Source organism: Acinetobacter sp. GQ146, assembly GCF_059758585.1.
The window spans coordinates 406620-431294 of sequence record NZ_JCAXDV010000002.1; the positions used below are offsets into that span (position 1 = coordinate 406620).

Consider the following 24675-nt stretch of genomic DNA (forward strand, 5'->3'; position numbering starts at 1 on the left):
CCCTTTCCCTCCATTAAAAAAATGGAGTACAGTGAATCTAATATTTTTTAATATATTCGCGTAAAGTCCCCCTTTCTAAAAGGTGAGAAACTACGTTTCGCAAGAGGGGGATTCCAATCTCTGTTTAGCAACCCAATAAATTTGTTCCACCACAGCATCAGTTTCAGTCAAAATCTGCCGATTACTAAACCTCAGCACCACAAGCCCTAACCCACTTAAAGCCTGATCTCGAATTTGATCAGCCAAACGACCATCTTCGGTGTAATGTTGTGCTCCATCACACTCAATGACAAGGTTCGCTGCGGAACAATAAAAATCCACAATAAAGTTTAGGATGGGCTTTTGCCGATAAAACGGTAATCCTAAAATTTGCTTACAGCGTAATCTTTGCCAAAGCAGTTATTCTGCATCAGTCATATTGCTCCGCAAATCACGCGATGGAAGTTTTAAGTTTTTGTTATAAGGTTGCATCACACGCTCTTCGTTTTTATATCTTCTTTTAAGAATCTTGGCATAATATCTAGCAGAAAATAACAATGCACGAAACATCATCATGAACACTACCCAACTTTTCCTCGGTGTGATCTTTAGCTCCATTGGTTTAGGCTATTTTCTCTATGGCAAAAAGCAAAAAATGACTGTGCCCTTTGTAGCCGGTCTAGTTTTAATGGTTTTCCCTTATTTTATTGAGAGCAATTTCCTGCTGAGTGGCATTGGAATTTTACTGTCGATCATCCCCTATTTTTTGCGTTTTTAAGCTATTCAAAAGATTCAAATTTGATGTCCACGACATTCCAGTGATGCATCATCTCACGTAAAAACACGAAGTAAACCAGACTGAATACACCCTGTTCCGCCACTTTACACACATAATATTCACGACGCTCAATAAACGCATTAAAACCACTTTCAAGTTCTACGCGGTCTATGCTGTGCTGATTCGGGAAAAATAAAGTTAGTACCTCTTGAAGCAAAGAATCAGTACTGATGGATCTTTTAGGCTGTCCGTATTGGATGGGAACGGATTCTAATATTTCTTCAATCACATAGATCATGAGCTCGATGGCCAATTCATCCAGCACACCATGACGCATACTGTTCGACTGAATAAAGCCTAAACCTTTATCCACCTGAAAGTGCTGCCCGTCTATGTCGAAACTGAGCTGTTCTAAACCTAAGGAAAATTGAATTACAGCATCGGGATTCGTCATGGCTGTCATCCTCCAAAACTAAAGTGCATCCACAGCCTCGGCATCAGATCTCTTACATCATTGCTGCATCCGCTTTATTTTTCTCTCATAGCGAAAAACAAAAAACGGATGTAAAAAGTTCGATGCCTTACATCATTACAACGCAGCTAAAAGAAAAACGCACCATCTTATTCTTTTAAGATAGCGCGTCTAAGCCTAAGGTTCTGCTGTAATCGGTTTAGTTTGCTTGGGTCTTCGGTAAAAATGCCGTGGCAAAACCGAGTAAGGGCAATAATGAACACACGCCAAACACCCATTCAATGCCTTTTAAGTCGGCCAAATAGCCCAAACCTGCTGCGGCAATCCCACTCACCCCAAACATTAAGCCAAACATCAATCCTGCAATCATGCCGACACGCCCGGGTACAGCTTCTTGCGCATACACCACCATGGCAGCAAAGGCAGAAGACAACACTAAACCAGTCAGGACTGACAGCACCGTAGTCCAGAACAGATTGGCAAAGGGCATCATTAATGCAAACGGTGCCATGCCAACAAAGGACACCCAAATGACCGCTTTACGTCCAATTTTGTCGCCAATTGGGCCGCCTGCAAAGGTGCCTAAAGCCACCGCAGCCAAGAAGGCAAACAGATGTAACTGAGCCGATTGCAGACTGATCTGGAATTTATGCATGAGGTAAAAGGTAAAATAATTACTGATACTAGCGATATAAGTAAATTTGGCAAACATCAACACACAGATGGTGGATAAGGCAATCACCAACTGACGACCATGCAATTTGCTTGGTACCTGCTGTGCTTTAGCCGCCAATTGTTTTTTACTGTGACCAATACTCCAGCGGCTCACGCCAAACAATACCCAGATGGCAAGCAGTGCAAACACAATTAACAAGGCCACCGCATGTTGCCCAAACGGCACAATAATCAGTGCAGCTAATAAAGGTCCTATTGCAGTACCGGTATTGCCCCCGACCTGAAAGGTCGATTGTGCCGTCCCAAAGCGCCCGCCCGATGCCATCCGTGCCACGCGTGAAGCTTCAGGGTGAAAGGTGGATGAACCCACTCCAATTAAGGCAGACCCGATCAGTAAGATGGTAAAACTTGGTGAAAATGCCAGCAATAAAATACCGCTCAAGGTCACCAGCATCCCCAGTGGCAACAAATACGGTTTGGGATGTTTATCGGTATATAGACCAATCCACGGTTGTAGCAAGGATCCCGTAATTTGATACACCAATGAGATGAGTCCCACTTGGGCAAAACTGAGTGAAAAATTGGTTTTCAGCATCGGATAAATCGCAGGCAGAACAGCTTGAATCAAGTCATTCAGTAAATGTGCCAGCGCCACTGCACCGACAATTTTCACAATCATCCCTTGTGGCTGAAGACTTGCCACAGCGTCATCCATGCTTTCCTTGGCCTGTATTGAAGAGGTCATAGCCGAAAAACTCCAATCATTGATCTTTCAACAAATATTGTAAAATGTCATTCAGAGCGATATCTTCCAATAATCCCTGTCTAAGTGACAAATTTCATGAAAATGTCAGATTCGTTGATTGAAACCGAAATGTCCGAACTGGTGATTGGACTTTCTTCCGAACATACTTACCGAGAAATCACCCCTGCCCATCATCATTCACGCGCCCAGTTTCTATATGCCTCGACTGGGATTATTCAGGTTTTTACTCCGAATCATGTCTGGCTGATTCCGCCCATGTGTGCACTGTGGATTCCCGCCTATGTGGAACATAGTGTGATTTCTTTAAGTCGGGTCAAAATGAATACTGCACTGGTCAAAGCTCAAGCAGCATCGGTTTTGGGTCAGCAGTGTTTTATTATTCGAGTCAGCAAGTTATTGCATGAACTACTGATTCGTTTAAATGCGATTGAACACATTCCAGCATCCGAATTACTCAGTTCCGATGAACTTTCTCGCGCCTTACAAATTCTAATCTTTGATGAAATTCAAAAAGCCAATTCACTACCGATTCAGATACCATGGCCACAGGACAAACGCCTGATGAACATTTGCCAAACACTTTTAAATGCACCGCAACAGCATAAAGACTTAACGACTTGGGCCGATGAAATTGGCACCAGTGCCAGAACCCTCATGCGCATGTTTCAGAAAGAAACAGGGCTGTCTTATCGTGCATGGTTACAACAAATGCACATTGCCCAAGCCCTGAGTAAAATTGCCAGTGGTGAGTCCATTGCTCACATATCGGAGTCCCTTGGCTATACGAACCCGAGTGCTTTTAGTGCCATGTTTAAAAAGCATTTGGGACAAACCCCGCAGCAATTTAAATATAAAGACGAATAGCGCGGTGAGCCTTAAGTTAAACCGACAAGCGGTCTACAAATAAAATTCCATTCAGATGATCGACTTCATGTTGCACAATCCGCGCTGGAAATCCCTCAAATGAGGTTTCCATAACATCACCTTCTAATGTGTGATAAAGCACTCGGATAGCTTGTGCCCGCTCAACCTGTGCACGTTCATTTGGCACACTTAGGCAGCCTTCTTCACCCATACAAGTGCTTTCAGAAAACTCCAAAATCTGCGGATTGACCATTACAACGGGCTGCATTTCGGGTGCGTCGGGATAACGCGGATTAGGTCGTGAAGCAACAATAATGATCTGTTTAGAGATATACAATTGTGGTGCGGCAATCCCGACTCCATTACGTTCTAGCATGGTGGCATGCATAGCAGAAGCCAATTGCATGAGCCAATCACTATTAAATTCTGTGTCAGCAACTGGCGCAGCTTTCAGTTTTAAAATGCCTTCACCACGTTCTGCCACAGGTAAAATTACGCTCATCACTTAACCTTTTTAGTCTCAATTAACTCATCGTATCCTTATTTATTCAGGCTGCTATCATCTCTCTCCTAGAGGCAAGGTAGCGGCTCATTCATACTTATGGATACACCCGCTATCAACTCTAATATAGCCAATCCTCAGGAATTATTCCAATTTAGAAAAGTTAAGAAATCTCAGGCAAAACTTGGAATTTTTTTTAAATAATTTCAAATACTTTAAATAAAATTGATCTTTCTGTTCTTGGCTTTCTATACGGTCTGAACTAAAGGAGTAAAATGTACCGTTCAGTCAACTTTATTGGGAAAAGGATGTGCTATGAAGTGATTACATATTGACTCAAGTCTGTCGATCTTTGTTATAGAAAAAAAGTGAAAAGTAAAATTGAGTCGCCAAACTAAATCTACGCCTAACTTTAAAGATTTATGCATGATTATGATACTTAATGAATGCCGCTTAACGAAAAGCCCTATCGAAGGTGACAGGGCTTTTATTCAAAACAATGGATAACGGTTTGTATCAATTTCTAAATAAATGTGTTGTTAGCAGAGAATGCAAAAATAGCAGCCAGTTTCAGGTTTCTTATAGCAGTAACTATTTGTTCTCCAAAGATTTTAGAAATGGTGCATATACTATAGCGTGATAGTTTTGATTGTTTATCGACCTTTCTGACAAGTAGTGGTGTCGAAAAGGTTAAGGATGGCATTTGGATGTTTGGTCTATAAAGTTTTAAAGATTTTACGGACTGTTGACCTACATATTTTTCATAAGAAGACACACAGAATATTTTAGAAGATGAAACAACAATAATAGGTTCAAGCATCAGGAGTGTGAGATAAGACAGGAGTCATATCTAGCAACCAAATATGAAAAAGCCCAACAGAGCATTTGGCTTTTTCATTAATATAATTTAAATAATTATATTAATAATTGCTATTTTTTAGAATTTTAGAAAAAAAATGTAGTCTAACCAACCTGACCTTTTGTACTATATTTATTTATTTTTTCTTAACAATATAAAAAAATCTTCTTCTTTATTTTCATCACAGAGTAACTCAATAAAGCGCTGCTCAGGAAACGAATTAGAGATTTTTTCCAGCACAATATTACCTAGTGCTCTGAGCCTGCGTAGTTTCGCGGGCGCTTCTATTCTTCTTTTTAATAAATCATTTGATTTTATTCCTTCTACAAAATAATTCGCCGCATGATCATCAAATAGTTTAAACATATCAGGAATATAGCTTGCTGCACCGTCAGCATAAAAATCTGTTCGATTCCAACGTGCACTTGAACCCATTCTTCCTACATAAGTTTTAGTAAGCGAAAGTACATATTCAGGTAATAAATCTTCAGGTATTAAACTAGCATAAGGAACTAATGCTTTAACAGCATCATTCTCTCTAGGAAAATCATCAAATGATTCTGTTAAGTTTTTAACTAATGGATCAATCTGATATCTACGAGCAACAATTGACAAGTAGTTTTGAGTTTTTACCAATTCAATAAAATTAAATGCAGAAGTAGTAATTTCAGCATTACCTTTCTGAATTTCCTGATCAATACGTCTTGCTACTTGTATTTTGATATCCTTAGGCAACACTTGCCACAAAATAGGAGCTACAAATTCTACATTTGAGCGCAATACACTATTAGATTGAGGATGGATATATGCAGAATAAAGTCTATTAGCTAATTCCTTTTTATAAATTTCTGGTAAATCACCTAAAGCACTCTCTATAGCAACAATATTCCGATCAAATGATGATTCAGCCAAATTAGAAATGTAGTCATTTACATCAATAATTTGTGCAGGGTATTCAGCATTAAGAACATATTTAATACAGTCATCCATCATAGCCAAAACTTTAATTATTGATGGATCACTGCTTTTAGGATGACCAGAAAAAATATGCCTAGTTTCCTTAGCATGTTTTAGTATTTTACTTGCTTCCCAACCAATGACTCCTATTTTATAAGCACCATCTATCAATTGATCATCATTTACATAATTTTGAAAATCTTCATAAGTTTCAATTTTTCTACCTATTTCAATAGATTGATTAAAGAGCTTTAAACTACGGAACATAATTTTATTTCGTAGATCATCTACAACAGCATTCCAAAATGAACCAATCGAGCTCCTATATCCACCTACTTGCAATACTTTAATAGCCTCAATTATATAAGGATCATCTCTTAATTCTTCACGAACAGATATTAAAGCTCTTTGCATCAATGGAATTATTTCAGCTTGCCCATCTGGTATCGAAACAATTATTTCTTGCTTCATCAATCACCTCAAAAATTTATGAAAATAATTTGTTTTTTATTTTTAATAAAAAAACCCCACTCTAAAGTAGGGCTTTTTTTAAGCAATTTCAAATACTTTGAATTAAGCTCTTAATTGCTCTTTCTCTTCTTGGCTTTCCAGAAAGTCCTGAGCAAAACGCTGTAATACACCACCCGCTTCATATACAGATACTTCTTCTTCTGTATCTAGGCGGCAAGTCACAGGCACTTCCACAATTTCATTCTTACCATCAGCCGTGGCGCGCTCAATCACTAAAGTTAAAGTCGAACGTGGCGCAATGTTACCAATCACGCTGTATAGCTCAGTGCCATCCAACTTTAAGGTTTTACGGTCAGTCCCAGCTTTAAACTCAAGCGGCAACACGCCCATACCCACCAAGTTCGTGCGGTGAATACGCTCAAAACCTTCCGCAACAATCGCTTCAACACCTGCAAGACGCACGCCTTTGGCAGCCCAGTCACGGCTTGAACCTTGACCATAGTCTGCACCTGCGATGATGATCAGCGGTTGCTTACGGTTCATGTAAGTTTCAATCGCTTCCCACATGCGCATGACTTCACCTTCTGGCTCTACACGTGCTTTTGACCCTTGCTTAATGGTGCCGTCTGCACGAACCACCATTTCGTTATAGAGTTTCGGGTTAGCAAATGTTGCACGTTGTGCAGTCAAATGGTCGCCACGATGCGTCGCATATGAGTTGAAGTCTTCTTCTGGTACACCCATTTTGTGCAGGTATTCACCAGCCGCAGAGTCCATCAAAATTGCATTGGAAGGCGACAAATGGTCTGTGGTGATGTTGTCCCCTAAAATTGCCAACGGACGCATGTTCGCCAACGTACGTGGTGCAGCCAACGCCCCTTCCCAGTACGGCGGACGGCGAATATAGGTACTTTGTGGACGCCAGTCGTAAAGCGGGCTTTCGGCCTCTACGGTTACGCCCAAGTCAAACATAGGAATGTAAACTTTACGGAATTGTTCAGGCTTCACCGCTTCTTTTACTAGGGCATCAATTTCAGCATCTGAAGGCCAGATGTCTTTCAGGTAAATCGGATTCCCGTCTTTGTCTGTACCGAGTGCATCTTTTTCGATGTCAAAACGAATCGTCCCCGCAATGGCATACGCGACAACCAGCGGTGGAGATGCCAAGAACGCTTGTTTTGCATAAGGATGGATACGACCATCGAAGTTACGGTTACCCGAAAGCACCGCAGTTGCGTACAAGTCACGGTCAATAATTTCTTGCTGAATCTTCGGATCGAGCGCACCTGACATGCCGTTACAAGTGGTGCAAGCATAGGCCACGATACCAAAACCGAGTTGCTCTAGGTCTTTCAGCACACCCGCTTCTTCAAGATACAATGCAGCCGCTTTAGAACCCGGTGCAAATGAAGATTTTACCCAAGGCTTACGCACTAAACCCAGCTCATTGGCTTTACGCGCCAACAAACCAGCCGCTACGGTGTTACGTGGGTTAGAAGTGTTGGTACACGAGGTAATTGCCGCGATGATGATCGCGCCATCAGGCATTAAACCATCAGTACGGTTTTCAACCACACCCGCAATACCTTTTTCTTTCAGGTCAGCAGTCGAGACACGTGCATGTGGGTTTGATGGACCTGCGATGTTACGCGTCACCGTAGAAAGATCGAAACGAAGAACACGCGGATACTCTGCTTGAGTCATGTCCGATGACCACAGACCAATTTGTTTCGCGTATTGTTCAACCAATGCCACTTGTGCATCTTCACGACCTGTCAGGCGTAAATAGTCAATGGTGTTTTGGTCGATGTAGAACATCGCAGCCGTTGCACCATATTCTGGGGTCATGTTGGAAATCGTGGCACGATCCCCGACTGACATGCTGTCTGCACCTTCACCGAAGAATTCGAGATATGCACCTACTACACGTTCTTTACGCAAGAACTCAGTCAATGCCAATACGATATCGGTTGCGGTAATGCCCGCTTGACGCTGACCGACCAGCTCAACCCCAATGATGTCTGGCAGACGCATCCACGATGCACGACCCAACATCACGTTTTCCGCTTCTAAGCCACCCACGCCCACAGAAATCACACCGAGTGCATCGGTATGTGGCGTGTGTGAGTCTGTCCCCACACAGGTATCTGGGAAGGCTACGCCATCACGCGCCTGAATCACTGGAGACATTTTCTCCAAGTTGATTTGGTGCATAATGCCGTTACCCGCAGGAATCACATCGACATTTTTAAATGCAGTTTTGGTCCACTCAATAAAGTGGAAACGGTCTTCATTACGACGATCTTCCACCGCACGGTTTTTTTCAAACGCGTCTGGATCAAAACCACCGTATTCCACCGCTAATGAGTGATCCACGATCAACTGGGTTGGCACCACAGGGTTAACTTTAGAAGGATCACCGCCTTTGTCTGCAATCGCATCACGCAAGCCCGCAAGGTCAACCAACGCGGTTTGACCCAAGATGTCATGACACACTACACGCGCAGGATACCAAGGGAAATCCAGATCCTGACGACGTTCAATCAATTGTTTTAAGTATGCAGTCAAGTTTTCTGCATCTGCGCGACGGACCAACTGTTCGGCCAACACTTTAGAGGTGTATGGCAGCGTCGCATAAGCACCGGGTTGAATATCTTCAACCGCTTGGCGAACATCATAGTAGTCTAATGATGTGCCTGGTAAATTCTTACGATACTGGGTATTCATTAATCACGCTCTGCTAATGGTTTAAATTCGAGATTTTCAGGGCCCGTATAGTTCGCGCTTGGACGAATGATTTTGCCGTCTTGGCGCTGTTCAATCACGTGTGCTGACCAACCTGCGGTACGCGCAATCACGAATAGCGGGGTGAACATTGCAGTTGGAACACCCATTAAGTGGTAGCTGACTGCACTGAACCAGTCGAGGTTCGGGAACATGTTTTTCACTTCTTTCATCACAGCTTCTAAACGCTCTGCGATTAAGTACATTTTTTTGTTTTCTTGCGCATCCGCCAATTCAAGCGCCACTTGCTTAATCACTTCGTTACGTGGGTCTGCAATGGTGTAAACAGGATGACCAAAACCAATCACCACTTCTTTGTTTTCTACACGCTTACGAATGTCCGCTTCGGCTTCATCGGCATTGTCATAACGCTGTTGAATCACGAATGCGACTTCGTTGGCGCCACCGTGTTTAGGACCACGTAATGCACCAATTGCACCGGCAATGGTGGAGTACATGTCTGAACCAGTACCTGCAATTACACGTGAAGTAAAAGTCGATGCGTTGAACTCATGCTCTGCATACAAAATTAATGAGGTGTGCATCGCTTGAATCCATTGTTCACATGGCTTTTCACCATGTAACAAATGCAAGAAGTGTGCACCGATTGAGTCATCATCAGTTTCTACTTCAATACGTTTGCCGTTGTGGCTAAAGTGATACCAGTACAGCAACATTGAACCGAAAGAAGCCATCAGCTTGTCTGCGATGTCACGTGCACCCGCATAGTTATGGTCTTCATGTTCTGGAGTTAAACAGCCCAACACCGATACGCCTGTACGCATCACGTCCATTGGGTGTGCATACGGCGGTAGCTGCTCTAATGCTGCTTTGAGTGAAGCGGGTAAACCACGTAACCCTTTCAGTTTGTTTTTATACGCTTTCAGTTCGGCTTTATTCGGTAATTTGCCGTGTACCAAAAGGTAAGCCACTTCTTCAAATTCGCTTTGACCCGCAAGGTCTAAAATGTCGTAACCACGGTAGTGCAAGTCATTACCACTACGGCCTACGGTACAAAGTGCCGTATTCCCTGCAACTTGACCGCTAAGCGCGACTGATTTTTTTGGCTTAAATCCTGTTGTTGTAGCATTCATGAGATCTTCCTTCTTCCATTGGGTGGATCAAATTATTTTTATTCATCGTGACAACTGTATTTCCTGTGCTGACACGATGAATGGTCTAGTCAATAGTGTTGTTATTTATTTTTTACAAAAGATGCATCAAGGTATTGTTCAAACGCATGGTAGTTGATGCGGTCATACAATTCTTGACGGGTTTGCATGGTATCGACCACGTTCTTTTGCGTACCTTCTTTACGTAAGGTGGTATACACATTTTCTGCGGCTTTGTTCATGGCACGGAAGGCAGAAAGTGGATACAAGGCAATGCTGACATCCGCAGAAGCCAATTCGTCCGTGGTAAAGAGTGGCGTCGAACCAAATTCGGTAATGTTGGCCAAAATAGGCACATGCGTCGCTTCTGCGAATTGTTTATACATTGCCAATTCAGTAATGGCTTCTGGGAACAGCATGTCTGCACCGGCTTCAATATAAGCACCTGCGCGGTCAATTGCTGCCTGTAAACCTTCTACTGCCAATGCATCGGTACGCGCCATAATCACAAACTTGTCGTCACCACGTGCATCTACAGCGGCTTTAATACGATCCACCATTTCTTGTTGTGAAACAATGGCTTTATTTGGACGGTGACCACAACGCTTGGCACCAACTTGGTCTTCAATATGCATCGCGGCTGCGCCAAACTTGATTAAAGACTTGGTGGTACGCGCAATGTTAAATGCCGAAGCACCAAAGCCTGTATCGGCATCGACCAATAATGGTAAATCACAAACATCGGTAATACGGCGAACATCGGTCAACACATCATCAAGGTTGCTAATGCCCAAATCGGGTAAACCTAAAGAACCCGCTGCCACCCCCCCGCCAGATAAATAAATTGCTTTATAGCCTGCACGTTTAGCCAATAAAGCGTGATTGGCATTGATGGTGCCGACCACTTGTAATGGATGCTCGCTTGCGACTGCATCACGGAATTTTTGTCCTGCTGATAAGGTTGACATAGGTTCTCCCTCTTTCCTCATGATTAAGAAAAATGTTGTTGAATATTCTGGTATGACGCAGCAATGTGGCGTCGCATAAGCAGCTCAGCCAATTCCGCATCACCTTCGGCAATCGCGTCTAAAATACGAATATGTTCTGACAAGGCTCTGTGTGGACGATTTGGTGTTTTGGAATACTGAATTCGATACATCCGAATCAAGTGATACAACTCATCACATAGCATCTTTTCTAGGGTTTTATTGCCGCAGTTTTTAATGATGCAATAATGAAAATCGTCCTGACCCTCTTGTAAGTAATAGCCTTTCCCTTCTTTAAAATCTGGGTCTTGTGCATGTTTATGCAGCACTTCACGCAAGTTTAGAATCTGTTGTTTGTCGATGCTTTGCGCTGCCAAACGGCATGCCAGACCTTCTAGATTTTCACGGATTTGATATAACTCAAATAACTGTTGATCTGACAAAGACACCACACGGGCACCCACATGGGCAGTCCGCTCCACCAATTTTTGTCCTTCAAGGCGGTGAATCGCTTCACGTAAAGGACCGCGACTAATGCCATAAACCCGCGCCAATTCAGGTTCAGAAATCTTACTGCCAGCTGCAATTTCACCACTGACAATTGCAGTTTGAATCTTTCTGAAAATTTGGTCGGTTAGCGTCGCATTCGAGGCTTGTTTGGTCTGTGTAGACAGCTCATCGGTTCGCATATTGTCAACAATCAGTTTAATTATTAGCTAAAATAAGCACAAATAAATTAAAATGCAATAAGATTGTCAACAACTTTGGTCTTAGACTTGAAACCATATCTAGAGATGACTTGACAATCCTTCTGTAGCATCATATCTGGTATCTATCCTGAAAGTTGTGCATAAGAAAATCCATATAATTCATTTTAATTCAATGTTTTAAATCTTATATCTGTGTTTATTTTTTTAGCGTAACCACATTTTTTTACTATTAGTGTACTAGCCCTCGATTCGCTGCTGCGGTAGCAAAATCACAATCTGATGCCGAGTGACCCTTGAGTTTTATTGTCGACACTTTATAGATGGAGCGACGCTCTCATTGTTATGCCGTAAACAGTAAAAAGCCTCAAGAGAATGCTTGAGGCTTTTGTTACGATTTATAAGCATGTAGTCAACATGCAAACTTATTTTGCCTTTTGTAAACGTAGCGCATTCAACACCACCGAAAGCGAACTGAGTGACATTGCCACGGCAGCAAACATTGGAGTTAATAATAACCCTGTGAGCGGATAAAAAATCCCTGCGGCTACTGGCACGCCTAAACCGTTATAGACAAACGAAAAGGCCAGATTCTGTTTCATATTGCGTACCCCCAGCTTCGCCATATGTAAGGCATCGGCGGCACCACGAATATCGCCTTTCACCAAGGTCACTTGCGCGGTTTGTTTGGCAATATCAGTGCCGTTCCCCATGGCAATCCCGACATTGGCTTGCGCCAGTGCAGGCGCATCGTTAATGCCATCCCCTGCCATGGCCACAACTTTGCCTTGTGCCTGATACTTTTTCACCAGCTCCAATTTTTCGGTTGGGGTACAATTGCCATGTACATGTTGAATCCCCAGCTCTTTTGCCACCAGCTTTGCATTCTGCTCATGATCACCTGTTGCCATAACCACTTCAATGCCATCGGCCATGAGTTGCTGAATCACCTGCTGTGCATTGGCTTTAATCGCATCGTGAATCGCAATATATGCCAGTACTTCTTGGGAATTACTCAAGAAACTGATGACATTCCCTATGGCACGTTGCTGATCTAACTGGCTTTGCAGATCTGCATCTAAGCGAATGCCGAGTTGTTCCAGTAACTTTTGACTCCCGATATATAACGTTTGTTCGCCAATCTGCCCTTTGACCCCAAAGCCTGTCACATCCTCAAAGTCTGCCACTTTCAGCAATTGCTGCGCAGGTACAATTTGCGTCAGGGTTTGCGCAATCGGATGACTTGAATACTGCTCAATTGAAGCAATCCACTGTTCCACTTGCGCCTGTTCCACTTTAGGACTCAGCAACTGGATTTCTTTGAGACTCGGCTTGCCTTCGGTCAAGGTTCCGGTTTTGTCGACAATTAAGGTATTCACCTTGCTCAGGGCTTCAATGGCTTCGGCATCTTTAAACAACACGCCTTTTTGTGCCGCACGACCTGTGGTGGCCATCACCGACATCGGGGTGGCTAAACCAAGTGCGCACGGGCAGGCAATAATCAGCACGGCCACCGCACACATCAGTGCCAAGTCAAACTGCGCGCCACCAAAGATCATCCATGCCACAAAGGTCAATGCACTGATCAACAACACCACAATCACAAAATACTTGGCGAAGATATCGGCTAGACGTTGTAACGGGGCTTTAGAACGCTGGGCTTCTGCCACAGTCTGAATCATTTTGGCTAAGGTGGTATTGGCTCCCACCGCAGTGGTTTGTATGCGAATACTGCCTTGCTGGTTCACGGTGCCGCCAATCACGCTGTCGTGAACTTGCTTTTTCACTGGCACAGGTTCACCGGTCATCATGGCTTCATCGACATAGGTTTTACCTTCAACCACCACCCCATCCAGTGGAATCTGTTCACCCGAGGCAATCTGTAAAATATCGCCCTGCTTGACCATGCTAATTTCCACTTCAACCACTTGATCGGCTTGTACCAATTTGGCGGTGTGAACTTGCAGTTTGAGCAAGGCTTTTAGTGAGTCGGCAGTTTTGGCACGAGCTTTCAGCTCCATGATTTGACCGAGCAAACTTAAGGAAACAATCATACAGGCCGCTTCAAAGTACACAGCAACCCCATGTCCGGTTTTGGCTTCCACGGGAATCAGGCTTGGGAACAGGGTCGCCACGACACTGTAAATATAAGCGGCTAACACGCCTACCCCAATCAGGCTCCACATATTTAGATTGCCGGTTTTATAAGAGCTCCAACAGCGCTCAATAAACGGTTTACCCGCCCACAACACTACAGGAGTCGCGAGGACTAGCTCAATCCACGGCTGAATATGCGGTGAAATGAAACTATGAAGATGTGAACCCATCGCCATTACAAACACGATTAAGGTCAGCGGTAAAGTGACCCAAAAACGATGACTAAAATCCACCAACTCTGGGTTTGGTGCATCATTTAAAGTGGGTTGCATTGGCTCCAATGCCATACCGCAAATTGGGCAAGTTCCCGGACCTTTTTGCACAATTTCAGGATCCATCGGGCAGGTATAATCCATATCTGCGGCACCCTCAGGTACAGGACGCTGATCTGGCGGAATTAAATAAAACTCAGGATCAGCCTTAAACTTGTCTAAGCAAGAAGGGTTACAGAAATAATAGGTCTGCTGCTGGTAATCGGTTTTTAATTCTGTATTCGGATCCACAGACATACCGCAGACTGGGTCGATAAACTCAGCTGCCCCCGATGGCGCAGGATGCTCATGTTGATGTTTCCCTCCAGCACAACAGCTACTTTTGGCAGCTTCAACTTTGGGCTTTGCTGCGCAACAGCTCGACTGAGTTTCCTCTGCCTGTGTTACAGGGCTTTTCGATGTGCTATCGCAACATGAGGTGGTTTTTTCAGGCTGTTTTTGCTTAGAACCACAACAGCCCGAAGTGGATGTCAACATTGCTGCTGTATCTTTAGATTTTACATAAGCCTCTGGATTGGCAATAAATTTTTGCTGACATTTTTCACTGCAAAAATAGTAGTTCTGTCTCTGCCATTCCGTATGCGGTTTGCTTAAGTCCGTCACAGTCATGCCACACACAGGGTCAATATATTGCGCTAAGACTTGTGACTGCTCCTTCGCTTGCTGCTTTGATGTACAACCACAGCTTTTGGATGCAACGGGTGCAGCTTCAACCTTAGCTTCAGCAGAGGCTTCCGTTACTTCTGCTTTCGTTTTGCTGCAACACGTCTTTGGTGCTTTTTCTGAGGATACATACGCCGCAGGATTGGCAGAAAATTTCGTTAAACAAGCTGAGCTACAAAACAAATAACGTACGGACTGATGCTCATAGACATATGGAGAATCTGCCGCAACTTTCATTCCACAAACGGGATCAATCTCGATTAGGATTGGCGATTCTTTTTCTTTGGAACAACAAGAGGTTTTATTTTGCTCGCTCATGGGGTTCACCATTTATTTCTAGATTGTGCTAGCATAAAGTCTGTACCTAGGTACTGAGTCAAGCCTTTTGGAGATTATTTTATGCTCACTATTGGCAAACTAGCAAAACACTGCCATGTGAATGTCGAAACCATTCGTTATTATCAACGGATTGGGTTGATGCGCATTCCTGAAACGACTCAAAACTATCGTTACTACAATCAACAAGATATTGAAACCTTAAGTTTTATTCAAAAAGGTAAAGATGCTGGTCTGCAACTGAGTGAAATTCAAGACCTGTTACAATTACAATTAGATGACCGCGAAAAAGTCCGTGAAGTCATTCAACAACGGCTGGAAAAAATTGACCAGCGGATTCAGGAACTGAATGCTTTAAAACAGCGCCTGTCAAGTTGGATTGATGAATGTAAAACCACTACAGACAGTTGCTGTCCTATTTTACAAGCACTCAAACAAGACGCTGAACATTAAGCATTTTTCAACTCGTTTAACGCCAACTTCCACAAGGATACTGCTCTGCCATGTCGCATGATCTAAATCAACTTCGTAAAAGCATTCGCCAAAAACGCAGAGCAGTATCGGCATTTCAACAGCGTCATTCTGAACAACTTATTATACAACGCCTCAGAATGCTGCCCGAATTTAAACATGCCAAACGGATCGGTATTTATTTACACGCTTTTGGTGAAATCCAGACCCATAAAATTATTCAGTATTGTTTTCATCAAAAAAAATCGGTCTATCTCCCGATGATTTGCAATATGAATCAGCACTTAGTTTGGGTCAAAATTTCTCAGAACCAGTTTCAAAATCGACGCTTTTCACATCATCCACTGGGTATGCAAGAACCCATGGCCAGTCGTGGACAATCGGTGTCGCATTTGGAGCTGTTATTAATGCCTTTATTGGCATGTGACCGCTTGGGAACTCGTATTGGAATGGGCGGTGGGTTTTATGACAAAACGCTTGCTGCTGCCCCCTATCACCGTCCCTTTCGTCTCGGTTTAGCCCACCATTTTCAATTAGTCTCGGAACGCTTGCTGCGAGAAAAGTGGGATCAACCGCTCGACGCCCTGCTCATGCCGGAACAATATTTACGCTTCAATCGTTAAAATTGGCATTTTTGACTGTTGTGAATACTTAAAAATCACATATTTAGTCATTTTTTATACAATTTGTTTTGACCTGCCCTTGTATTTTTTGAAATACCCATCACTATTAAAAACATGGCAACATCGTTGTCACTCATTAGGAGTGCCCATGTCTGAAATTATTATGAATCAAGAAACCTTAGAGCCTCAGGTTCCAAGTGTATTACCGCTTTTAGCGTTACGTGACGTGGTGGTTTATCCGCACATGCAAATTGCGCTATTTGTAGGTCGTGAAAAATCGATCAATGCAGTTGATGTGGCTCGTAACAGTGACAATCTAGTATTTGTAGTTGCGCAGAAAGATTCTCTGACAGAAGAAATTGATCACGACAACTTATACCAATACGGTACTGTCGCGAAGATTGTGCAAGTTGTGAATCATGAAAATGATGAGAACTGTATAAAAGTATTAATTGAAGGCTTACATCGTTCTAAGCTAGAAAAAATCATTGATGAAAATGATTATCTGACTGCAGAACATGTGCTTAGCCCAATGTCTGTCCACATCGACGAAAATACCCAAGAAACTCGTGTTCAAGAGTTACGCACCTTGTTTGCACAATACGCTGAAGCAAAACTGCGTAATGCCCGCGAACTGGTCGCGGCTGCCAACAAGATTGACGATTTACTGCAATTGTTATTCTTCGTGGCAACACGTGTTCCATTGAATATCGATGTGAAGCAAAAATTCCTCGAACATGATGAATTTGAAGCGCACTTACAAGAGCTCATGACCTATTTGTTGCAACAGTCTGAAGAGCAACAGATTGAACAGACTTTACATGACTCTGTAAAACGCCAAATGGAAAAAAATCAACGCGAATACTTCCTCAATGAAAAGATGAAGGTCATTCAGCGTGAACTTTCCGACATGAATGGCGGTGCTGAAGACGACGTTGCGGAAATTGAAAAACGTCTTGCTGAAGCGGACTTGCCTGAACATGTCCGCAAAAAAGCGGAAGCAGAATTCCGCAAGCTTAAAGCAATGCAACCCGCTTCCAGTGAAGCAGCTGTGGTACGCAACTATTTAGAGGTGATTTTAGATACACCTTGGAATAAAGCCAGCAAAGTCAGCATCAACCTTGCGAAAGCACAGGAAATTCTCGATGCAGACCACTATGGTCTAGACGATGTTAAAGACCGTATTGTCGAATATCTGGCTGTACAGTCACGCGTGAAAAAGCTTAAAGGTCCGATTCTATGCTTAGTGGGTCCTCCTGGTGTTGGTAAAACCTCACTCGGTGAATCTGTAGCAAAAGCCACAGGCCGTGAGTTCGTGCGTATGGCTTTAGGTGGTGTACGTGACGAAGCTGAAATTCGTGGTCACCGTCGTACCTATATCGGTGCGATGCCAGGTAAAATTGTGCAGTCGTTAACCAAAGTCGGCGTTAAGAACCCATTATTCTTACTCGACGAAATCGACAAAATGGCACAAGACTACCGTGGCGACCCTGCATCAGCCTTGTTAGAAGTACTCGATCCATCGCAAAACAACAAATTCAACGATCACTACCTCGATCTTGATCTGGATTTGTCTGAGGTGATGTTCATCTGTACTGCCAACAGCATGAATATTCCAGAAGCCTTACTCGACCGTATGGAAGTGATTCGTCTACCGGGTTATACCGAAGATGAAAAAATCAACATTGCTGAGCGCTACCTCGTTCCTAAAGCCATTAAGAACAATGGCCTACGTGCCAAAGAACTGACTGTGCATGAAGAAGCGATTCGCGATATCGTGCAACGCTACACCCGTGAAGCTGGTGTGCGTAGCTTAGAGCGTGAAGTGTCTAAAATTGCGCGTAAAGTGGTGAAAGAAGCGGTCAGCAAAAAAGCGAAAAACTTGCAAGTGGATGTCACTTCGAGCAATCTTCCTGACTACTTAGGTCCATACAAATTTGACTTTGGTATGGCAGAAGATGAAGCTCAAGTCGGTCGCGTGAACGGTTTGGCTTGGACTTCGGTCGGTGGCGAGTTACTCACCATTGAAGTTGCTGCGGTTAAAGGTAAAGGTAAATTCATCACCACCGGTTCTTTGGGTGATGTAATGAAAGAATCAATTACCACTGCAATGACCCTTGTACGTACTCGTGCCGATGACTTGGGCATTGAATCTTCACGTTTTGAAGAAACCGATGTGCATGTGCACTTACCTGAAGGGGCGACTCCGAAAGATGGCCCTTCTGCGGGTCTGGCACTCACAACAGCATTGGTATCTGCGTTCACAGGCATTCCAATTCGCCCTGACATCGCCATGACGGGTGAAACCAGCCTAGGTGGTCGTGCCATGCGTATTGGCGGTTTGAAAGAAAAATTGCTTGCTGCACACCGTGGTGGCATTAAATTGGTCTTCATTCCTCAAGAGAATGTCCGTGATTTAGCGGAAATTCCTGCCAATGTGAAAGAAGGTCTGGAAATTAAAGCCGTGAAATCCATTGATGAGATTTTACCCCTTGCCTTAACGTCTATGCCTGAACCGTTGCCTAAAACACCCATTGTGAAAACAGTGGATGAAAGTAAAAAGGCAGCCCGTCACTAATTTCAGTGAAAATGAGAAAGAGAGCTTCGGCTCTCTTTTTTTATTACAATTTACTCTGCATAACACCACACATCGGGCTGCTTTTATCCCCTAAAATGAATGGCACACCAAGGATGCAACAGGACAATTACAATGAAAAACCCTGTCGGATGGTTTGAGATTTATGTGGATGATCTCGAGCGCGCTAAACAGTTTTATGAAGCTGTATTTAATATTCAACTCAGCACACTCACTCCGCCCTCAGATGAGATGCCTCTGCAAATGCTGGCTTTTCCTTCAGATATGCAAAGTTATGGAAGCTCTGGTGCATTGGTGCACATATCAGGAATTGCCGCAGGGGGCAATAGCACATTAATCTATTTTTCATGTGAAGATTGTGCCGATGAAGCTGGCAGAATTGATGCCGCAGGTGGCAAAATTCATCAGGATAAAATGTCGATAGGTGAATATGGATTTATTGCTTTAGCCTTTGATAGTGAAGGAAATCTGTTCGGCTTACATTCAATGAAATAAGATCAAAAATCGATAATATCAGCGGTTTAAATTCTGAGTTCAAACCTAAATCCATCTACCATATTGTGCGGTATTTAAACTTGAAAAAGTTTAGCTTAACCCCATATCTATTATAAGAAGATATATGCGCTGTATGTTTCTTCATTCATAAAGGTTATCTGTTTCTCCAGGCGGGTAACCTCTTGATCGCAGTCCTTAAACTATTCAAGGACTGCGTTTTTTTCTAAATTTTAACTCAATCTTCAACTTGACCAAGATCAACTACCGTCATCTTTAAGCTCAGCAGCGTGTTTATTTTAAAAGTGTCTGGACCAAACCATTAATGACTTGCGTCATTTTTTCAAGGTTTAAAGTTTTTAAGGTGTCCGCCGTTGTATGATAATTCTGGTTACGATAAGACGCCGTATCGGTCACCATAATCGCAGGAATGTCATAATTCCAATAATTGCCATGCCCTGAAAAATTAATTCCCGGTGTAAACGCTGGCGCAACCAAACGCTGACATTCTAATTGCCTTAACTGCTGCATGGCTTCACAAAAATTTTCACCTAAGCCACGTGAATTAATATCACTCACGGCCGCAATAAAATTGCCATGGCTTGGATAAATCCATTTCAAGCCCACAGGATATTCCTGTATCAGCGCGGCATCGTAATAGCCAATCATTTCCAGAATATACACCCCCTGAATTTTATCGCGCTGTGCCTGAATTGATTTGGCATGTACATAACTGCCCATGTATTCCGTGTTGGTATAAGGTGGCTCTTCTAGCGTATAAAACACAAATTCAACATTGTGATTCAGGTTGTTTTTCTCTTGCGACAAAATACGGGCGGTTTCTAAAACCCCTGCTACGCCAGAAGCATTGTCATCTGCTCCTACCTGTTGGCCAAACACGTCATAATGTGCCCCTACAATTGCTTTTTCGGGTCGTCCTACATTTAAAGCACACACCACATTGCGATAGTTTTGTCGATTCACAATATAGTTTTGGAACTGGCAAGGAATGCCGAACAAACGCATTTGCTCTTTAATCCAAGCGGACACCCGATTTAACTCTTCAGTATTTTTATGGTTCCGGAACGAACCATTACCCATAATCTGCTGTAAATAGACCTGTAAATTTTGCACATCCGCCTGCTGGCTGATTGCAGAATTCGCCTGTATAGCGCTGGCATTCAACAGGAACATGAGGCTGAATACCCCGAGCCAGCTTGTTTTAAAAACCCTGTTTCTTTGCATTTATTGTTATTCCATGACTTTTGCAAATTTTTAATCACTCTCTAGTGCATTAATGCAACAGCCAGTAATTATTTTCAATTGCAAAATGTATATGCGCATCAGATTACTGAGTTTCGACGTTATAATTCTGCTGAATTTATCTGCGATCGCGAAATATGAAAATACGGATTCTGACTATTGGTCAAAAAATGCCTGCTTGGGTGCTGACAGGTTTTGAAGATTATTTCAAACGAATTCAACCTTTTGTACAAACGCAAATTATTGAGCTCCCGATGGCCAAACGGGGCAAAAATGATTCAGAAGCAGATATTTTAAAGTACCGCCAAATTGAAGGTGACAGTATTTTAAATGCCTTAAAGTCCAATGAAACCCTGATTGCCCTTGAAGTTGGTGGGCGCGAATTCAGCACAGAAAAACTGGCTGAAACCATGAAATCATGGATGCTGGAAGGTAATGATGTCGCATTGGCGATTGGTGGTCCAGATGGTCACTCTGAAGCAGTGCGTAAGGCGGCTGCATGGCACTGGTCGTTGTCCAAACTCACATTGCCCCACCCACTGGTGCGTGTCATGCTGATTGAACAGCTCTATAGAGCCATGAGCATTAACCACAATCATCCTTATCATCGTGCAGGCTAAAGCCTGTTATTTATCATTTCATTATTGCAACAATACGTTGAATAAAAGCTATTTCTTCATATATTTGCCTTTGGCATGATAACCCCATTCTCTCCTTCAACTTAGGCGCAAGACTATGAATCTTCAAACTTTACCTGGTTTATTTATTTCACATGGTTCGCCCATGCTTGCGCTTAATCCTGAACAAGTGGGTCCGGCTTTACATCGTTTAAGTCTGAACCTGCCACGACCTACAGCAATTGTCATCATGTCTGCACATTGGGAAAGTCAGGCACTCGAAGTAAACACGGGGGTGCGCCCTGAAACGTGGCATGACTTCCGCGGTTTTCCGCCTGAACTCTACGAGATTCGCTACCCTGCGCCGGGTCAACCTGAACTGGCAGAAGAGATTTTAAAACATCTTTCCGAGGCTGGATTGGAAGCACATGCCAATAATAGTCGCCCGCGCGATCATGGCGTGTGGATGCCCTTACTGCATATGTTTCCTGAGGCCGATATTCCTGTCGTTGAAATATCCTTACCTATGCATATGAGTGCACAGCAGATTTATCAAATTGGTCAAATCTTGTCTGTGTTAAGGGAACAGCAAATTTTACTGATTGGTTCTGGCAGCATCACCCACAATTTGGCTGAACTTTCATGGCATGGTGATCGCCAAGATGTGCCAGTTTGGGCATCGACCTTCCGTAATTATGTGGTGCAAAAACTCAGCCATCAAGATTATGACGCGATTTTAGACTGGCAAACACTCCCTTATGTGCAGCGTAACCATCCAACCCTAGAGCATTTTGCACCTTTATTTTTTGCCATGGGAACAGGCAACCGATTCAATATTGTGCATAGCAGTTTTACCATGGGGGCTTTAGGTATGGATATTTACCGTTTTGACTAAAATTTTATGAATGTTAAAGAAATGAATACAAATGTTGTACAGGTATTCATTTCTTTTTTTTATTAATCAATTAACCTTTAGTTTTATATCTTTCAGACCAAAGTGTTAATTTAAAAATGAAATTGAAATACGTTTTACTTGCTTTATTACCTTTTTCTTTAGCTGCTTGCCAATCAACTCAAACTCAATCAAATTTGGATCAAGCCGTGAATGTTCAAACAATTCCAAATCAGAACAAAACCCTTGCTGCCTATGAATGGATCAGCACCACATCCACGACACCAAAACCTTTAACCTTGTCTTTTAATGAACAAGGTCAATTGGCCGTTAAAACCAGCTGTAATGGCCTAGGTACCAACTGGAAAATTGAAGGTGACAAAATAATCACGGGTGCCATGATGGGCACAAAAATGGCTTGCGCAGAGCCAGCCATGCAACAAGAGCGTTTAGCTGCTGAATTACTCGGTGAACGTGCAATTCAGTTCAGTTTAAATAGCCAAAATGTTGAAGCACCGACTTTAACGCTCACTTCAGCCAAAGGTGAAAAACATGTATTTGTCGGTCAGATGACAGCTGAAACCAAATACCAATCTCAAGGTGAAATCATGTTTCTCGAAATCTCACCTGAAACTAAAGCCTGCTCTGGTGTCGGCCCAATGACCTGCTTACAAGTTCGTGAAATTAAGTATGATGACAAAGGGCTAAAAACAGCCATCGATAAAAATTGGACTTTATTCTACAGTCAAATCGAAGGTTATCAGCATGACCCTAAAACACGTCAAATCATCCGTGTAAAACGTTTTGAACGTCAAAACCCTGCCGCAGACCAATCGAAATATGCCTATGTAAAAGATATGGTGATCGAAACTGAAACTGTGAAATAAGTTCGATGCACAAAAAAGCCGATACAATGCATTGTATCGGCTTTTTCACATCATAAAAGCTTAGGTTTTAGAACACACCTTGAGCCAACATGGCATCTGCAACTTTTACAAAGCCCGCAATATTGGCACCATCCACATAGTTGACGCTACCATCCGTTTTGGTTCCGTACTTCACGCAGTTACGATGAATGTCTTTCATAATGGCATGTAAGCGCTCATCCACTTCTTCAAAGCTCCAGCCCAAACGAAGTGCATTTTGTGACATTTCTAAACCAGAGGTTGCCACGCCGCCCGCATTGGATGCTTTACCTGGTGCATACAAAATATTGGCTTGAACAAATTTTTCTACCGCATCTAAGGTTGAAGGCATATTGGCACCTTCGGCCACACACAAAACACCATTCGCCAACAGTAAATCAGCATCTTCACCAGTGAGCTCATTTTGAGTTGCACAAGGTAATGCGATGTCACATGGAATACTCCAAGGACGTTGACCTGCCAAGTATTCGAAACCATGTTGAGCCGCAAACTCTGAAATACGACCACGTTTTACGTTTTTCAGTTCCATCACTTCAACCAGAAGTTCGTCAGTAAAACCATCTTTAACGTAAACTGTCCCGTTAGAGTCAGAAAGTGAAACCACTTTCGCCCCTAAGAACATGGCTTTTTCAGCGGCGAATTGCGCCACATTGCCTGAGCCCGAAATGGTCACTGTTTTACCTTCAAAACTGTCACCACGGGTTTTTAACATTTCTTCGGCAAAATACACCGTGCCGTAACCTGTAGCTTCTGGACGTGCCAGTGAACCCCCAAATGCCAAGCCTTTACCTGTAAATACGCAAGACGTGTCATTGCTAAGCTTTTTCATCATACCGGCCATATAGCCAACTTCACGACCACCGACACCAATATCTCCTGCTGGAATATCCGTGTTTGAACCTAAATGGCGATACAGTTCAATCATCAATGCCTGACAGAAGCGCATGATTTCACCTTCTGACTTGCCTTTCGGATCAAAATCAGAACCGCCTTTTCCGCCACCCATTGGCAAGGTTGTTAAGGCATTTTTAAAAGTCTGTTCAAAACCTAAAAATTTGAGAATCGATAAATTGACTGAAGGATGGAAACGCATTCCGCCTTTGAAAGGACCAATCGCTGAATTGTACTGCACACGAAATGCACGATTGACATGGGTATTGCCCTGATCATCTACCCAAGATACTCGAAATTGGATCGCACGTTCAGGTTCAACCAAACGTTCAAGTAAACCATGTGCGGCATATTTCGGATTCTTTTCAATAAATGGCCAAAGACTGGTCATCACCTCTTCGACGGCTTGTAAAAACTCGGGTTGCTGTGCATCACGGGCTTTTACGTAATCTAAGAAGTCGTTCAGGCTACTATATTTCAACACTTTATCCTCAGCAAAAAATGGATCAAAATAGGTCAAAATTAAAATAAGTGATAAATTTTGGCGCAAAACATTAAATAACT

At 43.0% G+C, this 24675-nt stretch carries 22 protein-coding genes; 9 read left to right on the forward strand and 13 right to left on the reverse strand.

Translation table 11 applies throughout. The features are described from left to right. Nucleotides 1–90 precede the first annotated feature (90 nt). Nucleotides 91–399 carry an endonuclease domain-containing protein gene (locus AC6CHI_RS05165; RefSeq protein WP_498120057.1) on the reverse strand — a complete coding sequence of 103 codons (309 nt, stop codon included), beginning with the start codon at nucleotides 397–399 and terminating at the stop codon, nucleotides 91–93. Beyond that, nucleotides 400–555 (reverse strand): hypothetical protein, encoded by a 156-nt coding sequence (locus tag AC6CHI_RS05170; protein ID WP_498119858.1) that lies wholly within the window; start codon nucleotides 553–555, stop codon nucleotides 400–402. Between AC6CHI_RS05170 and AC6CHI_RS05175 the strand changes: the two genes are divergently transcribed. Beyond that, nucleotides 554–757, forward strand: coding sequence for an amino acid transport protein (locus AC6CHI_RS05175; protein WP_498119859.1), 204 nt, complete (start codon nucleotides 554–556; stop codon nucleotides 755–757). The two genes, AC6CHI_RS05170 and AC6CHI_RS05175, sit on opposite strands and share 2 nt — an antisense overlap. A 1-nt stretch (nucleotide 758) precedes the next feature. On the opposite strand, the gene AC6CHI_RS05180 is transcribed toward AC6CHI_RS05175, so the two are convergent. Then, complete coding sequence (locus tag AC6CHI_RS05180; RefSeq protein ID WP_498119860.1) at nucleotides 759–1211, reverse strand: hypothetical protein; 453 nt, start codon at nucleotides 1209–1211, stop codon at nucleotides 759–761. Between the two features lie 217 nt (nucleotides 1212–1428). Then, a complete protein-coding gene (locus tag AC6CHI_RS05185; protein WP_498119861.1) occupies nucleotides 1429–2649 on the reverse strand; it encodes an MFS transporter in 1221 nt (406 codons plus the stop codon). Between the two features lie 102 nt (nucleotides 2650–2751). On the opposite strand from AC6CHI_RS05185, the gene AC6CHI_RS05190 reads away from it, so the two are divergent. Beyond that, the gene (locus tag AC6CHI_RS05190) at nucleotides 2752–3534 is read left to right on the forward strand and encodes an AraC family transcriptional regulator (protein ID WP_498120059.1); all 783 of its coding nucleotides are present in this window, start codon (nucleotides 2752–2754) and stop codon (nucleotides 3532–3534) included. 16 nt (nucleotides 3535–3550) lie between these two features. Here AC6CHI_RS05190 and def read toward each other — a convergent pair whose 3' ends face one another. The 7 genes from def to AC6CHI_RS05225 all read right to left on the reverse strand — a co-directional run bounded on the left by def (nucleotide 3551) and on the right by AC6CHI_RS05225 (nucleotide 15322). Then, entirely contained in the window at nucleotides 3551–4036 is a 486-nt protein-coding gene (gene def, locus AC6CHI_RS05195; protein ID WP_498119862.1) for a peptide deformylase, read from the reverse strand. Nucleotides 4037–5027: 991 nt separating this feature from the next. Beyond that, a complete protein-coding gene (locus tag AC6CHI_RS05200) occupies nucleotides 5028–6323 on the reverse strand; it encodes a hypothetical protein (RefSeq protein ID WP_498119863.1) in 1296 nt (431 codons plus the stop codon). 102 nt (nucleotides 6324–6425) lie between these two features. Beyond that, nucleotides 6426–9050 (reverse strand): Fe/S-dependent 2-methylisocitrate dehydratase AcnD, encoded by a 2625-nt coding sequence (gene acnD / locus AC6CHI_RS05205; protein WP_498119865.1) that lies wholly within the window; start codon nucleotides 9048–9050, stop codon nucleotides 6426–6428. After that, the gene (gene prpC / locus AC6CHI_RS05210) at nucleotides 9050–10201 is read right to left on the reverse strand and encodes a bifunctional 2-methylcitrate synthase/citrate synthase (protein WP_458891293.1); all 1152 of its coding nucleotides are present in this window, start codon (nucleotides 10199–10201) and stop codon (nucleotides 9050–9052) included. The genes acnD and prpC overlap by 1 nt, the downstream gene beginning before the upstream one ends. Before the next feature lie 101 nt (nucleotides 10202–10302). Next, a complete protein-coding gene (gene prpB / locus AC6CHI_RS05215; protein WP_458891292.1) occupies nucleotides 10303–11187 on the reverse strand; it encodes a methylisocitrate lyase in 885 nt (294 codons plus the stop codon). Between the two features lie 23 nt (nucleotides 11188–11210). Next, complete coding sequence (locus AC6CHI_RS05220) at nucleotides 11211–11894, reverse strand: GntR family transcriptional regulator (RefSeq protein ID WP_498119867.1); 684 nt, start codon at nucleotides 11892–11894, stop codon at nucleotides 11211–11213. Nucleotides 11895–12337: 443 nt separating this feature from the next. Further along, a complete protein-coding gene (locus AC6CHI_RS05225) occupies nucleotides 12338–15322 on the reverse strand; it encodes a heavy metal translocating P-type ATPase (RefSeq protein ID WP_498119868.1) in 2985 nt (994 codons plus the stop codon). Nucleotides 15323–15403: 81 nt separating this feature from the next. Between AC6CHI_RS05225 and AC6CHI_RS05230 the strand changes: the two genes are divergently transcribed. The 4 genes from AC6CHI_RS05230 to AC6CHI_RS05245 all read left to right on the forward strand — a co-directional run bounded on the left by AC6CHI_RS05230 (nucleotide 15404) and on the right by AC6CHI_RS05245 (nucleotide 19525). Beyond that, nucleotides 15404–15793, forward strand: coding sequence for a MerR family transcriptional regulator (locus AC6CHI_RS05230; RefSeq protein ID WP_458891289.1), 390 nt, complete (start codon nucleotides 15404–15406; stop codon nucleotides 15791–15793). Between the two features lie 50 nt (nucleotides 15794–15843). Continuing rightward, nucleotides 15844–16434 (forward strand): 5-formyltetrahydrofolate cyclo-ligase, encoded by a 591-nt coding sequence (locus AC6CHI_RS05235; protein ID WP_498119870.1) that lies wholly within the window; start codon nucleotides 15844–15846, stop codon nucleotides 16432–16434. A 148-nt stretch (nucleotides 16435–16582) separates the two neighbouring features. After that, nucleotides 16583–19012, forward strand: coding sequence for an endopeptidase La (lon, locus tag AC6CHI_RS05240; RefSeq protein WP_458891287.1), 2430 nt, complete (start codon nucleotides 16583–16585; stop codon nucleotides 19010–19012). A gap of 132 nt (nucleotides 19013–19144) precedes the next feature. Continuing rightward, nucleotides 19145–19525 carry a VOC family protein gene (locus tag AC6CHI_RS05245; RefSeq protein ID WP_498119872.1) on the forward strand — a complete coding sequence of 127 codons (381 nt, stop codon included), beginning with the start codon at nucleotides 19145–19147 and terminating at the stop codon, nucleotides 19523–19525. Nucleotides 19526–19816: 291 nt separating this feature from the next. Here AC6CHI_RS05245 and AC6CHI_RS05250 read toward each other — a convergent pair whose 3' ends face one another. Then, nucleotides 19817–20716 carry a M20/M25/M40 family metallo-hydrolase gene (locus AC6CHI_RS05250; protein ID WP_498120061.1) on the reverse strand — a complete coding sequence of 300 codons (900 nt, stop codon included), beginning with the start codon at nucleotides 20714–20716 and terminating at the stop codon, nucleotides 19817–19819. 206 nt (nucleotides 20717–20922) lie between these two features. Here AC6CHI_RS05250 and rlmH point away from each other — a divergent pair, with 206 nt between their 5' ends. The 3 genes from rlmH to AC6CHI_RS05265 all read left to right on the forward strand — a co-directional run bounded on the left by rlmH (nucleotide 20923) and on the right by AC6CHI_RS05265 (nucleotide 23181). After that, a complete protein-coding gene (gene rlmH, locus AC6CHI_RS05255) occupies nucleotides 20923–21405 on the forward strand; it encodes a 23S rRNA (pseudouridine(1915)-N(3))-methyltransferase RlmH (RefSeq protein ID WP_458891285.1) in 483 nt (160 codons plus the stop codon). Between the two features lie 115 nt (nucleotides 21406–21520). After that, nucleotides 21521–22297, forward strand: coding sequence for a DODA-type extradiol aromatic ring-opening family dioxygenase (locus AC6CHI_RS05260; protein WP_498119873.1), 777 nt, complete (start codon nucleotides 21521–21523; stop codon nucleotides 22295–22297). A gap of 116 nt (nucleotides 22298–22413) precedes the next feature. Beyond that, the gene (locus AC6CHI_RS05265) at nucleotides 22414–23181 is read left to right on the forward strand and encodes a DUF4377 domain-containing protein (protein WP_498119874.1); all 768 of its coding nucleotides are present in this window, start codon (nucleotides 22414–22416) and stop codon (nucleotides 23179–23181) included. A 67-nt stretch (nucleotides 23182–23248) separates the two neighbouring features. Here AC6CHI_RS05265 and gdhA read toward each other — a convergent pair whose 3' ends face one another. After that, entirely contained in the window at nucleotides 23249–24640 is a 1392-nt protein-coding gene (gene gdhA / locus AC6CHI_RS05270; protein ID WP_498120063.1) for an NADP-specific glutamate dehydrogenase, read from the reverse strand. Nucleotides 24641–24675: the final 35 nt, after the last annotated feature.

What these genes read in the sequence shown, in the direction of transcription:
- AC6CHI_RS05245 (WP_498119872.1), top strand. Translation starts at nt 19,145, where the DNA reads ATGAAAAACCCTGTCGGATGGTTTGAGATTTATGTGGATGATCTCGAG.
- AC6CHI_RS05265 (WP_498119874.1), top strand. Translation starts at nt 22,414, where the DNA reads ATGAAATTGAAATACGTTTTACTTGCTTTATTACCTTTTTCTTTAGCT.
- AC6CHI_RS05230 (WP_458891289.1), top strand. Translation starts at nt 15,404, where the DNA reads ATGCTCACTATTGGCAAACTAGCAAAACACTGCCATGTGAATGTCGAA.
- AC6CHI_RS05220 (WP_498119867.1), bottom strand. Translation starts at nt 11,894, where the DNA reads ATGCGAACCGATGAGCTGTCTACACAGACCAAACAAGCCTCGAATGCG.
- AC6CHI_RS05250 (WP_498120061.1), bottom strand. Translation starts at nt 20,716, where the DNA reads ATGTTCCTGTTGAATGCCAGCGCTATACAGGCGAATTCTGCAATCAGC.
- AC6CHI_RS05260 (WP_498119873.1), top strand. Translation starts at nt 21,521, where the DNA reads ATGAATCTTCAAACTTTACCTGGTTTATTTATTTCACATGGTTCGCCC.
- lon (WP_458891287.1), top strand. Translation starts at nt 16,583, where the DNA reads ATGTCTGAAATTATTATGAATCAAGAAACCTTAGAGCCTCAGGTTCCA.
- AC6CHI_RS05235 (WP_498119870.1), top strand. Translation starts at nt 15,844, where the DNA reads ATGTCGCATGATCTAAATCAACTTCGTAAAAGCATTCGCCAAAAACGC.
- acnD (WP_498119865.1), bottom strand. Translation starts at nt 9,050, where the DNA reads ATGAATACCCAGTATCGTAAGAATTTACCAGGCACATCATTAGACTAC.
- AC6CHI_RS05175 (WP_498119859.1), top strand. Translation starts at nt 554, where the DNA reads ATGAACACTACCCAACTTTTCCTCGGTGTGATCTTTAGCTCCATTGGT.
- AC6CHI_RS05190 (WP_498120059.1), top strand. Translation starts at nt 2,752, where the DNA reads ATGTCAGATTCGTTGATTGAAACCGAAATGTCCGAACTGGTGATTGGA.
- AC6CHI_RS05200 (WP_498119863.1), bottom strand. Translation starts at nt 6,323, where the DNA reads ATGAAGCAAGAAATAATTGTTTCGATACCAGATGGGCAAGCTGAAATA.
- AC6CHI_RS05170 (WP_498119858.1), bottom strand. Translation starts at nt 555, where the DNA reads ATGATGATGTTTCGTGCATTGTTATTTTCTGCTAGATATTATGCCAAG.
- rlmH (WP_458891285.1), top strand. Translation starts at nt 20,923, where the DNA reads ATGAAAATACGGATTCTGACTATTGGTCAAAAAATGCCTGCTTGGGTG.
- AC6CHI_RS05180 (WP_498119860.1), bottom strand. Translation starts at nt 1,211, where the DNA reads ATGACGAATCCCGATGCTGTAATTCAATTTTCCTTAGGTTTAGAACAG.
- prpB (WP_458891292.1), bottom strand. Translation starts at nt 11,187, where the DNA reads ATGTCAACCTTATCAGCAGGACAAAAATTCCGTGATGCAGTCGCAAGC.
- AC6CHI_RS05185 (WP_498119861.1), bottom strand. Translation starts at nt 2,649, where the DNA reads ATGACCTCTTCAATACAGGCCAAGGAAAGCATGGATGACGCTGTGGCA.
- def (WP_498119862.1), bottom strand. Translation starts at nt 4,036, where the DNA reads ATGAGCGTAATTTTACCTGTGGCAGAACGTGGTGAAGGCATTTTAAAA.
- AC6CHI_RS05225 (WP_498119868.1), bottom strand. Translation starts at nt 15,322, where the DNA reads ATGAGCGAGCAAAATAAAACCTCTTGTTGTTCCAAAGAAAAAGAATCG.
- prpC (WP_458891293.1), bottom strand. Translation starts at nt 10,201, where the DNA reads ATGAATGCTACAACAACAGGATTTAAGCCAAAAAAATCAGTCGCGCTT.